Origin of the sequence: Photobacterium phosphoreum (assembly GCF_002954725.1) — a bacterium.
Classification (GTDB): Bacteria; Pseudomonadota; Gammaproteobacteria; order Enterobacterales; family Vibrionaceae; genus Photobacterium; species Photobacterium phosphoreum.
Genome location: NZ_MSCQ01000002.1, coordinates 377,399 through 391,392 on the forward strand (window position 1 = coordinate 377,399; position 13,994 = coordinate 391,392).

The window sequence follows — 13,994 nt, forward strand, 5'->3', positions numbered from 1 at the left end:
CTTATTATGAGCACGTTTATTTCAAAAGATATTTGGTCTGATTTTACTGCCGATCCCGAATTTCCAGGCTTTAGTTTTCGAGATACTGATGAAAGTAATGCTAATTGCGTAACAGCATTACTTGAGCGTTGGGCGGCAGGTACTATAGAAGATCCCCACCACCATCCGCATGATGATATGTCTATTATAGTGACTGGTGAAATCGCAATTCAATTCCATTTGCGTGTTGATGGTGAATTGGTTAACGATGGTGAACCAATGATTTTAACTGCAGGTCAAACTGGTTACATCAAAGCTAATCGCATTCACAGTGTCGTCTATACCACTGATTGTGACATGGTATATATCCAAAATAAAACATTTGGCTTTGAAATTGATAAGTAATTATTAGTTAATATTGTTAGTTTCATACAAAACTCTCACCTTTTCGTGAGAGTTTTTTATGCATACTATGTATGTTGATGAACAATGTATTTTGGATGCAATAGCGATTATGTAATGAAAAAATGCATAACGCTTTTTTTTTTTGTGGTTTTTATCGCATGTTAATCGAAAGTAGTCTGATTCGATACTGTAATACTATACATTACCAATATGTTAAATTACTTGGTGTTTTTATGTTTACTTTAATGAATAAATTTGTCTGTCCAAAATGCGGAAAATCTGAATATCTTGAAGGAAAAAACATTATTTTGTGTATTTGTGGCTATCGTGTTGATTTCATTAAAGCGTAATAACATATTGATTAATATATCGATAGAATGTCATTTAATATACTAGTTGCTTCTATTTTGATGTTCTTCGGAACGCTATAAGCTTTACAATATTCAAACGCAATATTTTTTTGCGTTATACTTGGCAACGCATAATATTTTTGTTCTATTTCGTCTGGTAATGCTTGTATTGCATACGTTAAAGCATACATATTAGCAATTGTTTGTAGTTCATTGGTTGGTTTTTTTAGATCAAAAGGCGTGATCGAATGAATGTAACCTAAACGAAAAATAGCTAACTCATGTGCTGTTTTTACCTCAACATTTGCGTAGGCAAAGCAATTGTAAACTAAAGAAGTCCCAAGTATACCTACTGTAACTAATCGGTTCATTAGATCTCCCTTCTCTCGATATTATTCTTAGTTCAGCTATTTATAGCATATACCATTACAATTGAACACTGTTTTTATGTAAAGGTATTACTGGCCTCTTTCTGTATTACAATGCGTTTTTGATAACTAGCCTGATAAATACAACCATCTGTGAATAGATTATAGGTATTAATAGTTAGCGTTTTTAACAAATAACGATAAAATGCTTCACTAAATATCTATAAAATTCAAATTGCTGGTGAATACATGAAACATTTCTCTAAAAAATTCTCGACAGTAGTTCTGGCGAGTCTTGCATTCGTCTCTACCAGTGTCTGCGCAACACCTTCTGGTGAAAACATGTCAATATGGATTGATGTTGGCGGCCCTGTAGGTGGTCCTTATGCAACGGTTGTTCAAAATGGCGCTAAACAGGCCGCAGAAGATCTTGGGGCTAACTTACGGGTTGTTTATTCAGATTGGCAGCCACAAAAAATGATTGAGAATTTCAAGCAAGCGGTTGCAGCCAACCCATCAGGGATTATTATTATGGGCCATCCCGGTGATAGTGCTTATCAACCTTTAGTGATGGAAGCTGAAAATAAAGGTATCAATGTTACTGCTATTGATACTGCTTTACCTGCCAGTATGAATGCGATGCAAACTAAAGGCTTTGGCTATGTTGGTGTTAGCAATGCAAAACGCGGTATAAAATTAGCGGCAGAAGCCTTACGCCGCGGACAATTTAAAGCAGGAGATCGTGCTTTAGTTTGGGGAATAAAAGATATCGCAGAGCGAAGCAAATCAACGAGAGGTATGATCAAAACGTTAGAGCAAGCGGGACTGACGGTTGATTTTCTTCAAATTTCACCAGAAACAGATAAAGATCCATCATTAGGTACTGCAGCCATTACCTCATATCTTGCAAGTCATGTGACGACGAAGTTGATCTTAGTTGATCATGGATCGCTTACTTCACAAATGGCGAATTTCTTACGTAATGCAGGTGTTAAACCTAAAGAGATTTTTGTGGCTGGATTTAGTTTATCTCCTGCAACCGCTGATGCCATTCGCAGTGACTATGTTCAATTAGTTGCGGATAGCCAACCTTATCTGATGGGATATTTATCTGTTGTACAAACAGTATTAAGTAAGCGTTATGGTTTTTCTGGTCTAAATATTGATACCGGTGCAGGGTTTGTTGATCTCAATAATATTGATTTTATTGCACCGTTAGCAGCAAAAGGTATTCGTTAATGTGCTCTAAAGCATTAGTGCTTACGGATATTAATAAGTGGTTTGGACCGATTCATGCGTTGCGTAACATTAATTTAAGTATTAATGAAGGCGAAGTTATTGCCCTACTTGGTGACAATGGCGCAGGTAAGTCAACGCTGATCAAACTTATTGCAGGGATTGAATCTTTTGATTCTGGGCATATTACTATTCAGAACAAAAGTATTGATAAACAAGGGTATAACGTAAAAAATGCCCGTAACCTGGGCATTGAAACGGTCTATCAATCAGGCTCATTAGGTGAACAACAATCCGTATGGCGTAACTTATTTTTAGGCCGTCATATTCGAACGCGTCTTGGATTTATCGATCAAAAACAGGAACGTCAACAAGCACAACAGTTACTGCAAAAACTCGATTTTCGTGGCGTGGGCGCAAATATTGATAGCTGTGTTTCACAACTTTCAGGTGGAGAACGACAAGGATTAGCCATTGGTCGTGCAATGTTGTTTAATGCAAAATTGGTCATCCTTGATGAGCCGACAACAGCATTATCGTTAGGTGAAGTTGAAAAAGTATTATGCTTTATTGAAACGTTAAAAGCTCAACAGCGAGCTTGTTTACTCATTACTCACAATATGAATGATGCCTACCGTGTTGCTGATCGTTTTGTAGTAATGGACCGTGGCACAATTGTTGCTGAATATCATAAGGCCGATATGGATCAACAATCATTACAACAAGCACTGCTCTCTGCTGTTGGTCGAGGTGCTGCATGAATACATTTTTTATCCGTCATCGCGCGCCAATTATTACCAGTTTAATGTTAGTCGGATTATGGTTATTGTTTACGGTATATAGCCCACAAACATTTACCCATATGCGTATTTATACGTCGTTCATGTCAACGATCCCATTTACCGCCATGCTGGCTTTTTGCTTAACATTACTGGTTATCGCGCGCGAAATTGATATGAGTTTTCCATCAGTTATTGCACTTGGTGGCTATGTTTTTGCAGCAATCTTTCAAGCTACACAATCTCCCCTGCTTGCTTTTGCAGCGGCAGCTATTGTTGGTATGTTATGTGGCGTATTAAATGGCTTATTGGTGGTTTGGTTTAATATTCCCTCAATTATTGCAACGATTGGTAGTCAATTTTTTATCGGTGGTTTAACAACGGTTATCGCTGATGGATTAGCATTAAGTTTACCGGAAGTGCGCGATACTTGGTTCCATGCAATGATGGTCGGTCGGATCGCAGATGTGATCCCTGCTCAAGCGGTATGGTGTATTGTTATTTTAGCGTTTTTGTGGCTGATTTTATCAAGACATGTTTTAGGCGATAATATCAATTTTATTGGTGATAATCCGAAAGCAGCAGAAATGATGGGTGTACCTGTTGCGCGTACTCGATTGTTATTGTTTGTTTTAATGGGCTTAATGTCAGCTATTGTTGGTGTTTTTGTTAGTCTTGAAATGAGTAGTTGGTGGCCGAACCAAGGCCAAGGCTATATGTTGTTAGTCTTTGCTTCAGTATTTATTGGTGGCACATCTGTACTAGGTGGACGCGGTACTTTACTGGGAACATTTTTTGGTGCTTGTATTATTGGTATTTTAGAAGCTGGGATCATCAGTGCAGGACTGGCTGGATTTTGGACTCGCTTAGTTTATGGCATCATTATTATTGCATCTTTAATTATTCACAGTATTTTACTCAAGCAACATAAAGGTGCATGGCGACGCTTAATGCACTAATTATCCACTTATACATCAAAGAAAAAGAGAGCTTGTTGCTCTCTTTTTTTGTTTCCGTTATAGAATTATCCAAGGTTGATGTATTTTTAATGTAAAAGTTACTTGGTTATTATTAATAATAAAGGGCAGTTTTTCTTGGAAAGTATCAATTTCATCTTGGTTATTACACGGCCAAAAGAAATGAATACCATAACTTACATGGGCTAAACCTGATTGATGGTCATCATCAAACTCCACCATATCAACGCGTAATGATGCTGCTACAAATTGAAATCTTGCATCTTTAACGTCATGTTTTGAAAATAACATCGCTGAAAACTGTTGTTCATGCCCTTGCATATAATCAATAATAGACTCAGCAATAGAAACTGATGGCTGAGTAACAAACGTTACTTTTTCAATCATAAGCAATAATCTCCCACTAATGATCCTCTATTAATCATAGTCTTTATTATTAATAAGATGGTTAAATATGCCACATAAGTGACACTGTAACAGTTTAATATTGTTAGTTTTAACCAGACATTACATACAAGAGTAAAAATACGAGCATCTATTTTTAAGCACTGTTTAGCCTTATTTCCCTGTTAGTCACAGTTTAATGCGATCTCTTTCTCGATCTTTTATTTTTTATAAATACATGAATTATATAGCTTTAATTTATCAGTCTTATATAATATCTCTTATAGCAGATCAAGAATAAAGACCCAAAATAATGACGATCGACCCTTCAAACGCTTTAGTACATAACGACTTCACACTTAAACCTGGAACATTACGCCAACAAACAGCACTAAGCCAACAGATCCGTCAACGTGATCATTTTGTTTCAAATCCAGCATTGGCTTATATTTATTCACTTGCCGCTACAGATACAACAGGCGGCCAAGCAAATGCACGTTATACTTTAGAGCGCTTTAGTCGATTTTTATTAGGATCTACATTTGATCGAATTGATTGGTTAATGTTATTAACAACCCCTGCTCTGATTGAAAAAGCAATGGCTGCTTTTTTAATTCATCGTGCTCAAACTAAAGCCAAGATGAAAGGTTTATTTTATGACCCACAACGATCATTAAAAAATTTACACATTAATCCATTAAAAAAAGCCCTTTTAGTTGTCGGTGATTATTATTATCAGCAACAGAAGATCTCTTTATCTCAGTTAACGGATTGGCAATCTTCTATTCAACAATTCTCAGTTCATGCTCAAATTGGTACAGAATTGGATGCCGGTTGGCTCTTACCTACAATAAATGAACAGACATTAGCGATTGAATTAACGGCTCAAGCTCAAGTTATGTTGGAAGCATTTAGTTGTTTTTGCTTAAGACCCTGTATTGAAAGAATGGATTGGTATAGTGTTCTTTATGCACCTGTATTACAAACAGCAATGCAGTCATTTTTATCTTCTCGATTAACCATGAAAAGTAGCGATAGAAAACAGGATTATGCTCCTGCAACCGCCGATAATTTGCTAAGAATGTTACGTGGTGTGGCCTATCATGCGTGGTTATCTGAGTCGATTTCAGTTGAGACCTTACAACGAATTAAGGCGATAAAACTGCCACGAGGCTCTCGACAATCAAGTGGTCGCTACCTCAGTTATACCGATGTTGACCAAATATCGGCACTAACTTTAGCACAATCGAATAATATCAAAGCATTAAGGGATAATGCCATCTTTTGGTTGATGTATGAATCAGGCTTGCGTCGAGCAGAGGTGATTGGGTTAGATATCGGTGATATTGACTTATATTTATGTAAAATTCGTGTTATGGGTAAAGGTAACAAGGAACGCCATGTCCCCTTTTCAAAAAGTAGCGATCTTTATTCAGCGATTGAAAAATGGTTAACTATACGCTTACAGCACCCACAAAAAATATCGAGTTTTTTTTGTGGCGTTAATCGTTATCAACAACTTACTTCACAACGATTAACGACCCAAACATTAAATGATCTTTGCAAACAAATTCATCAGCTTGGTTTTTCACGTCGAATATCACCCCATGATTTTCGCCATTCTGTAGCGACAAATTTATTACGTTCAGGATATGATTTACTACTGGTCAGTAAGTTTATGGGCCACAGTAGTATTACCACAACTCAACGCTATGATCGCCGTACTGATGATGAATTACAAGGTGTTACTCCAGGTCGATAATAGATCACACTATATTAATCGAAATTCATTATTTACAGCCTAATGTGCGTCATATATTCCATTACTATATTGTTATTTTTTATATTTTTATAAAAGTGTTATCGTCTAAAAAATAACAAATTGGATGACTTATGTTGATATTTATACGTAGATTATTATTGTTGATATTCATTACATTCCATATTTCAAGTAATGCTTTAACGATTGAACAATATAAAAAACAATACGCATTAGTGCCCTGTACTGGCTTAGAAACTAGAATCTACAGTTTCGAAAAAAGATCAGAAATGATGTTTTCAAATGCTTCAAAAAAAGAAAAAGATAATCTAACTCGTGAATATAAAGCATTAAATACACTTTATAAAAAAAAGAAATGCCATAAAAGAACACCTCGATAATATAGTTATTATCGAGGTGTAATAAATAAGGAGTCATACGGAGATATTAAGCTAATAGTGTATAACTTAGGTAGAGGTTAAGAGCAAGAACAATAGCAACGATAATCAACCCAAGTACAGAGACGACTTTATTATTCTTATATTTTCCCATAATGTTTTTACTGTTAGTGAAGTAAAGTAATGGGACAATTGCAAGTGCAATACCAAAGCTTAAAACAACTTGGCTCATGACTAATATTTCAGTGGTATTAATAGCAAGTGCAATTACAATGAATGATGGGATCATCGTTATTAAACGACGTAACCACATAGGAATGGTAAACTTTACAAAGCCTTGCATCACTACATCACCAGCCATTGTACCTACGACTGTCGATGATAAACCTGATGCTACTAATGAAATACCAAATAAAATAGATGCTGCTTTACCTACTAATGGCGTTAATGTTTTATAGGCTGTTTCTATTGCTGCTATATCTTGATGACCTGAGTAATGGAATACTGCTGCTGCCATTGCCACAATTGCAATATTAACAAATCCAGCAATAACCATAGCAATTAAAACATCATATTTTGTTGAACGTAAACGGGTTGATACTTTTTCACCATAAGTATTTTTAAATAATGCTGAATGTAAATAAATAACATGAGGCATTACTGTCGCACCAAGAATACCTGCAGCTAAATATATTTGGTGTGGACTATTTAATGTTGGAACAATTAACCCTTTTAGCAACTCATGTGATGCAGGTGGCGCTATGAATAATTCAAAAATATAAACAGCTGCAACTAACAATAGTAAGGTACCAATAATAACTTCTAATGGTTTTTGACTTTTATTATTAAGCATTAAGATCATAACGGTAACGATAGCTGTTATTACAGCACCTTCCATCAAACTTATGCCAAATAATAATTGAAAACCAACAGCTGCACCGATAAATTCAGCAAGATCTGTTGCCATTGCTATAATTTCAGCTTGTATCCAATACGGTATTATTGCCCATTTAGGTAAATGATCACGTAAGTGTTCAGCTAAGTTTTTACCCGTCACAATGCCTAACTTAGCAGATAGATATTGAATAAGCATCGCCATTAAATTCGCCCATAAAACTACCCATAATAATTGGTAGCCAAAAGACGAACCAGCCTCAATATTCGTTGCGAAATTACCTGGATCAATGTAACCAATAGCAGCAATGAATGCAGGGCCTAATAAAAGTAATTTCTTTTTTAGCTTAAAACTAAATGGGGTTGGCTGCATATCAAGGCTAATAGATGCTTTATTCATAAGTGACTCCTTTGTCATGAATCTACTTTACCTAACACGCAAATGATAATCAATATCATTTAGAGCTCAAACATGATTGTTTAAATTCCACTTATGGGTTTTGATATATCGATAGGATGTAGCTATTAAACTTATTGGTGTTTATTATTAAAAATAAGAAAATTGTTATTATTAGTATCTAAGATGTTATTTTTAGCAAAAAAAATGTGATCTCTTTTCAAAAATATGCACTAGAGTGTTTAATCTTCTTTAATATATCTATATTGTCGTCCCTGATAATTTATATATCCTTAAGGAATTACAAACCAATAGCATAATACCCGTTAAAAATATATGTTATGATTTTTATCAAAATATCATAAAGTTGAAATATTAATGATTAATAATCCAGCATAATTAATTGTTAATAAAGCATTATTGCAGTAGTTATGATAGCAAAATGGATATTTAAAAAAGGGATGTAATATGGATATTGAAGCAAGTTGTAAAACACCAGCTTTTGAGACCGACGTGATTCAATTATATCTTCGCGATATTTCGATGAAACCCCTATTAACAAAAACGGAGGAAATTCTTTATAGCCGTAAAGTATTAACAGGAGATGTAAGCTCAAAAAATACCATGATTGAAAGTAATTTGCGGCTGGTTGTTAATATTGCTAAACGTTACCGTAATAGCTCTATTCAATTAAGTGATCTTATTGATGAAGGCAATATAGGACTCATTACTGCCGTTGATAAATTTGACCCAGAGAAAGGTTTTCGATTTTCAACTTACGCGACATGGTGGATTAAACAAACCATCGAGCGTGCTATTCATAATCAGAGTCGCACTATTCGCTTACCCGTTCATGTTTCAAAAGAAATTAATACTATCGTACGAACACATAAGCACCTGTTTAATACCCAGAATAAAGAACCTAAAAGTGAAGATGTTGCAAAGAAATTAGATCGTAGTGTTGATGATATTTCTACTCTCCTATCTTACGATGTCCCTATTATATCTTATGATCAAACGATCAATGATGATGCTAACTCACAATCACTTGCTGTTTTTTTAACTGATGATAAAGCCGTTAAACCAGAAACCCATTTAGATGTGCTCGATATAAAACAGATTACGTTTTCCATTTTAGATTCTTTACCTTCTCGTGATAAAGAAATTATTTGTCGTCGATTTGGCTTACTCGGCCATGAGGCACAAACACTTCAAGAAGTTGCTGATGAAGTTGGATTAACACGAGAGCGAATCCGCCAGCTACAAGTTATTTCATTGAAAAAACTCCGAAATTATCTTCAGCGTGATAATTACGACATCTCAATACTATTTGCTGACACTGCATGATAAATTGTTTGCTATCCTTTAAAGGAGCACTTAATGTGCTCTTTTTTCGTTATAGTTAAGGTTTATTATGCATTTAAAATCATTGTTAATTGCGGGTTCTGTATTATTCTTCACTGGCTGTTCTAGTTACGGTGTAACAGAAGGTGAAATGCAATCTTACTTAAATAAAGAAACTCAATTTAACCATTCTGTTGGGGTGCAAGGTTTGGCTTACGCAACGGGAAAATTTGATAATATTAAAGTGGGTATCGGGCGAGTCGCTAAAAATAAAGTTAATGTCGCGGCGACTGCCACCGCTGATTTAGAGTTACTGGGTCAAGCTACTCAAAATATTTCAATTAAAGCTAACTTTAGTGCTATCCCCTATTATAACCAAGAGCAAGGCGCTATCTACTTAAAAGATCTTAGTATTGAATCATTAGCTATTACACCAGAACGATTAAATAATGTATTAACTAAACCTGTTATTACACCTATTGTTTCTTTTTTAAGTCAGGTGTTATCAACAAAACCAGTTTATAAACTCAATGATAATGAACTAGAACAAGCTCTTTTGAAAAAAACTAAACCAGAATTAATTATTGAAAATCACAAATTAGTTTTAGATTGGTAAGAAATCATTATTAATAAAAAGCTCTTTTTATAAGAGCTTTTTATTGGTTAGATTTTGCTTGTTCTAAAAAATGCGTACCAGAAGCTTCATCTATCATCTTCACTGCCCTTTCTGTTTCAAAAGAGCGTTTCATCGCATCAGCAGCATAATCTCTTGTTGTCGGAGTTTGACTGGTAATAATCATCATCAATACAAAAATAATGATTGCGACAGATAATATTGCGACTGTATATATCTGTCGACTAATACGCGCTTCACTGTCTTTAATCTCTGCTTTTACCGCTCGCAATACATCATAGTTAGTGATGTTTGAACGTACTCTTTGGTTTTCCATTTAAAATATTCATATAATTAAGAAATGGCTTTTTATTTTAACAAGCAAGGCTGAATTTAAGCTGACATAAGTATATATTTGCGCGTAATGAAGAATTAGTTTATAACTATAAAGTTATAGTGCATTAGATGTAAATAAACCAGAGCCGAAAGGCTCTGATTCATTTATTCTATATAACTAACACAAATATAAATAGTAATATTGCTAATAACCATACAGGGCATCTATAATATTTAATCAAAATATAACCGAAAGCTACGGCAATTATGTCAAAAATTGACGAGATTGAACTCGTAATAACCGGATCAATAAAAGCACTCCCTAATAAACCAACAACACACGCATTGATTAATATTATGGCTTGCGTTAAACGTGGATGACTAAATAATGCTTTCCAAGCAGGTAAAAATGAAAATAACAGTAAACTACCCGGTAAAAAAACAGCGATGGTCGCAATAAGACTCCCAATAATAGGCATTTGGGGTATTGCTGAAGCACCTAAATAACTCGCCATGGTAAACATAGGGCCAGGGACTAATTGTGCCGAAGCATAAGCACTTAAAAAGGTATTATCCGAAACCATGCCATCAAGCATCGGTTGTAATAAGGGTAATACGACATGTCCCCCACCAAAGACAAAACTTCCCGCCTGATAAAATATGCCAAATAATTTAATGCTATCGTTTGTTGCGGCAATTAACGGTAATACAAGAAGTAAACCAAAAAAGACGGCTAATAATCCAATATGTGGTCGAATAGGTTTGATTAAAGACTGATCAATAGTGGGCTGAGTTTTGAATGACCATAAAAAGCCAGCAATACTTGCAATAATAATCGGTAATATTTGACTAAGTAAACCATGACTCATCATTAACCAGATCATCGTTAGTAGCGCTGTTGTTATAGTAGGTATCGATATTAAATTCTTTTTGATCATTCCCAATAAGGCATCAGCAACAACGACAACGGCTAATAACTTAGCGGCCGTAATAATATGTTCAACAACAATAGAATCACTAAATTGATTATTTGCGACAGCAAGAAACGTTAATAACATAAAAGAAGGTAAGGTAAAACCAATAAAGGCCGCAATTGAACCTTGATAGCCTGCTTTTTTATAACCGATATACATACCAAGCTGGCTACTCGCAGGTCCGGGTAAAAACTGACATAACGCAATAGCCTGTGTAAAATCCTCATCATTGAGCCATTTGTTTTTGACGACAAACGCTTGCTGAAAATAACCTATATGTGCTGCTGGCCCGCCAAAACTACACAATCCTAATACTAAAAACTGCCAAAAAACCGTTAACATTCATCACATCTCCTATAGTGAAGTGATTATTTTAACGGTTGTTTATCTATTACTAAAATCGTTTGTACAGATACATATCATTATTATAATTAATGATAATTAGCTTTGTTGTACCCTATCATTTTAATGACGATTATAATCATTTATGATAGCAAGCATGCTGTTTCTTTGTAATTACAAGCAAACTTCCCTACTTTGCTTTTCTCTTTAAAGAGTCGATGCTTATGTTAGAAAATCTTCAACAAATGGTTATCTTGGCAGCTATTGGCCATGAGCAAAATTTCACCCGTGCGGCGGATAGATTAGGCATCTCTAAATCTCAAGTAAGTAAACAGATTCGTTATTTAGAAGAACGCTTAGGTTGCCAATTAGTTCAACGCAGTACACGCACCGTAGCCTTAACTGAAATCGGTTTACAATATGCTGATTATGGTCAACAACTGGTTGATACCGTCAATGAAGCGGAAGCGATGGTGGCGGGTTATCGTAATGAAATAAAAGGCGTACTCCGCATTGGCATCGCACAATCTTTTGGCAATATTCACATTACATCTGCTTTAGCCGAATTTCAAAAAAGTAATCCTGAATTGGAATTAGAAATAAGCCTATTTGATCATCGTCCTAACTTATTAGAAGAAGGCTTTGATTGTTGGATAGCGATTCATGAACATCCACCGGAAGGTATGGTCGCAAGAAAATTAGCGAACTGTGAATTTGTCGTGGTGGCATCACCTGAATATATTGATCTGCATGGTAAACCAGAAATCCCCGGAGATTTACGCCGTCATAATTGTATTACTTATCAAAGTCGTGAACGTAAGTACGTTAATTGGGCTTTTTCTCGGGATGGTGTACAACAGTCTATTCGAGTTCGAGGTAATTACCGTATCGATAATGCACCGGCGGTATTAGATGCAGCGGTCAGTGGCTTAGGCATTGCCTACCTATCAACCTATTTAATGACGGATGAAATTGAAACAAATAAACTTATTCAGTTACTTCCAGAATGGAAAACAACGGTTGATTTACCTATTTATGCCGTTTATCCACGCAGAAAATACTTAGCGCCAAAAGTACGTTGCTTTATTGATTTTATGGCAGAGCGCATGGCACAAGCACCTTATAAAACGCCACTACAACCATAACGCTATCTTTACACTGCAAAATCATAAAAAATAATATAAAAAAACAACGCGGCTATAATAGATAGCCGCGTTGTTATTTTTCAATGTTTTATTTTACAAGATGTACATTTATTCTATATGCTGTTGCTTCTGTGCAGGTAAAGCATACATTCGGCGTAATATTGTTTGTACGCCTTGTGGTTGGTCTGCTAACTTCTGAGCAAACAACTGCTGTTCTTCTGCGGTAACTTGATCAGATTCAATCTCAGCAGCAATATAATTTGATGGGAATAAATGATAATTTGCCGTTATTTGTTTATCAATTATTGCCGCTAGTTCATCAGGTGTCTCTGGCGCATCCGTGATCACATCGCCAAAACTAATATTAATACGGCGCTTTTGACCGACGATACCTTGGACGATACTTTCAATGTCTTCAAATTCAGACTTTTCATATGTACCCGTGGTCTCTTTTTGGTAAAGCTCTTGTGCTTTAGCCAAATCACAAGGGTCATTTTCATATGAAATAGCGACAGGAACAATATTAAGCCCACTCATAAACTCAGCAAACGGTAATTTTTGCTTACGTCCTTCCATGAAGAACATCTTTAAGATAGCAGGATCCGTTTTATCGTTACCGTCTTTCGCTCGCCCTTCTTTTTGCGCAATCCAAATGTTATTACCGGTCATTAAAGAATGAGAAATATAACTAGAAAGTAGACCTAATGATTTCATTAATTCACGAGGTCCTTTTGATGAACGTTTAACAATAAAACTCTTGTTTAAACGCATCAATTCAGTTGCACATGGCTTCTTAAGTAAATTATCACCAATCGCAATACGAACGGTATTGAAGTTATTATTAAATAAACACCAATTCACCATTGCAGGATCCATCGCAATATCACGATGATTAGAAATGAATAAATACGCTTTATTTGGATCGAGCTTATCCAATCCAGCTATTGTTACACCGTCACATGAATGCGCAATAGTCGCTCGCATGTACTTAGCAACATAGTCCTGTACATCTTTAATGCTGGTAACATTAGACCATTTTTTAACAAGGAAACGTTTTATTAACGGAATAAGCAACCAACCAAACATACCGGAAGCATGAGGAAAGCGGTATTTTAAAATCGCGTTGATAAAATCTTTATCATCAATAAGGCGTTGGATAGCCCCTTTAACTTCGTTATCGTTGTAAGGGCGGATTTCTTTATAAATATCGTTATCTATACACACAATAAGGCTTCATCTTGAAAAAACTTGGTTATTATTACTGATAAATAAAATTTTACCAAATAACCTACATCAATAAGGAGTATGGTTGGA

General features: G+C 35.4%; 14 protein-coding genes. 8 read left to right on the forward strand and 6 right to left on the reverse strand.

Translation table 11 applies throughout. From position 1 onward, the window contains the following. Window positions 1-6 precede the first annotated feature (6 nt). The gene (locus tag BTO21_RS13805) at window positions 7-384 is read left to right on the forward strand and encodes a cupin domain-containing protein (RefSeq protein WP_045027191.1); all 378 of its coding nucleotides are present in this window, start codon (window positions 7-9) and stop codon (window positions 382-384) included. Window positions 385-745: 361 nt separating this feature from the next. On the opposite strand, the gene BTO21_RS13810 is transcribed toward BTO21_RS13805, so the two are convergent. Then, window positions 746-1,105 (reverse strand): hypothetical protein, encoded by a 360-nt coding sequence (locus BTO21_RS13810; RefSeq protein ID WP_045027192.1) that lies wholly within the window; start codon window positions 1,103-1,105, stop codon window positions 746-748. Window positions 1,106-1,351: 246 nt separating this feature from the next. Between BTO21_RS13810 and BTO21_RS13815 the strand changes: the two genes are divergently transcribed. Genes BTO21_RS13815 through BTO21_RS13825 form a run of 3 tightly spaced genes read left to right on the forward strand, consistent with a single transcriptional unit; the run spans window position 1,352 to window position 4,076 of the window. After that, window positions 1,352-2,341, forward strand: a complete 990-nt coding sequence (locus BTO21_RS13815; RefSeq protein WP_045027194.1) for a sugar ABC transporter substrate-binding protein — start codon at window positions 1,352-1,354, stop codon at window positions 2,339-2,341. Next, complete coding sequence (locus BTO21_RS13820; protein WP_045027196.1) at window positions 2,341-3,099, forward strand: ATP-binding cassette domain-containing protein; 759 nt, start codon at window positions 2,341-2,343, stop codon at window positions 3,097-3,099. Before BTO21_RS13815 ends, BTO21_RS13820 begins: the two co-directional genes overlap by 1 nt. Next, on the forward strand, window positions 3,096-4,076 hold the full coding sequence (locus BTO21_RS13825) for an ABC transporter permease (protein ID WP_045027198.1): 981 nt from the start codon (window positions 3,096-3,098) through the stop codon (window positions 4,074-4,076). The genes BTO21_RS13820 and BTO21_RS13825 overlap by 4 nt, the downstream gene beginning before the upstream one ends. A 57-nt stretch (window positions 4,077-4,133) precedes the next feature. Here the strand turns inward: BTO21_RS13825 and BTO21_RS13830 are convergent, their stop codons facing one another. After that, the gene (locus BTO21_RS13830; protein WP_045027199.1) at window positions 4,134-4,481 is read right to left on the reverse strand and encodes a hypothetical protein; all 348 of its coding nucleotides are present in this window, start codon (window positions 4,479-4,481) and stop codon (window positions 4,134-4,136) included. 310 nt (window positions 4,482-4,791) lie between these two features. Here BTO21_RS13830 and BTO21_RS13835 point away from each other — a divergent pair, with 310 nt between their 5' ends. Next, complete coding sequence (locus BTO21_RS13835; RefSeq protein ID WP_105026868.1) at window positions 4,792-6,240, forward strand: tyrosine-type recombinase/integrase; 1,449 nt, start codon at window positions 4,792-4,794, stop codon at window positions 6,238-6,240. Window positions 6,241-6,684: 444 nt separating this feature from the next. On the opposite strand, the gene BTO21_RS13845 is transcribed toward BTO21_RS13835, so the two are convergent. Next, on the reverse strand, window positions 6,685-7,929 hold the full coding sequence (locus BTO21_RS13845; RefSeq protein ID WP_373455478.1) for an Nramp family divalent metal transporter: 1,245 nt from the start codon (window positions 7,927-7,929) through the stop codon (window positions 6,685-6,687). 465 nt (window positions 7,930-8,394) lie between these two features. Between BTO21_RS13845 and rpoS the strand changes: the two genes are divergently transcribed. Together rpoS and BTO21_RS13855 are read left to right on the forward strand one after the other, a co-directional pair. Continuing rightward, window positions 8,395-9,273 (forward strand): RNA polymerase sigma factor RpoS, encoded by an 879-nt coding sequence (gene rpoS, locus BTO21_RS13850; RefSeq protein ID WP_065192074.1) that lies wholly within the window; start codon window positions 8,395-8,397, stop codon window positions 9,271-9,273. A 67-nt stretch (window positions 9,274-9,340) separates the two neighbouring features. Next, window positions 9,341-9,886 (forward strand): YceB family lipoprotein, encoded by a 546-nt coding sequence (locus BTO21_RS13855; RefSeq protein ID WP_045027202.1) that lies wholly within the window; start codon window positions 9,341-9,343, stop codon window positions 9,884-9,886. 40 nt (window positions 9,887-9,926) lie between these two features. On the opposite strand, the gene BTO21_RS13860 is transcribed toward BTO21_RS13855, so the two are convergent. Beyond that, the gene (locus tag BTO21_RS13860) at window positions 9,927-10,220 is read right to left on the reverse strand and encodes a hypothetical protein (RefSeq protein WP_045027204.1); all 294 of its coding nucleotides are present in this window, start codon (window positions 10,218-10,220) and stop codon (window positions 9,927-9,929) included. Window positions 10,221-10,389: 169 nt separating this feature from the next. Continuing rightward, window positions 10,390-11,535 carry a chromate efflux transporter gene (gene chrA, locus BTO21_RS13865; protein WP_045027205.1) on the reverse strand — a complete coding sequence of 382 codons (1,146 nt, stop codon included), beginning with the start codon at window positions 11,533-11,535 and terminating at the stop codon, window positions 10,390-10,392. Window positions 11,536-11,759: 224 nt separating this feature from the next. Here chrA and BTO21_RS13870 point away from each other — a divergent pair, with 224 nt between their 5' ends. Next, window positions 11,760-12,680 carry a LysR family transcriptional regulator gene (locus BTO21_RS13870; RefSeq protein WP_045027207.1) on the forward strand — a complete coding sequence of 307 codons (921 nt, stop codon included), beginning with the start codon at window positions 11,760-11,762 and terminating at the stop codon, window positions 12,678-12,680. 108 nt (window positions 12,681-12,788) lie between these two features. On the opposite strand, the gene BTO21_RS13875 is transcribed toward BTO21_RS13870, so the two are convergent. Next, entirely contained in the window at window positions 12,789-13,904 is a 1,116-nt protein-coding gene (locus BTO21_RS13875; protein ID WP_045027208.1) for a 1-acyl-sn-glycerol-3-phosphate acyltransferase, read from the reverse strand. Between the last annotated feature and the right edge of the window lie 90 nt (window positions 13,905-13,994).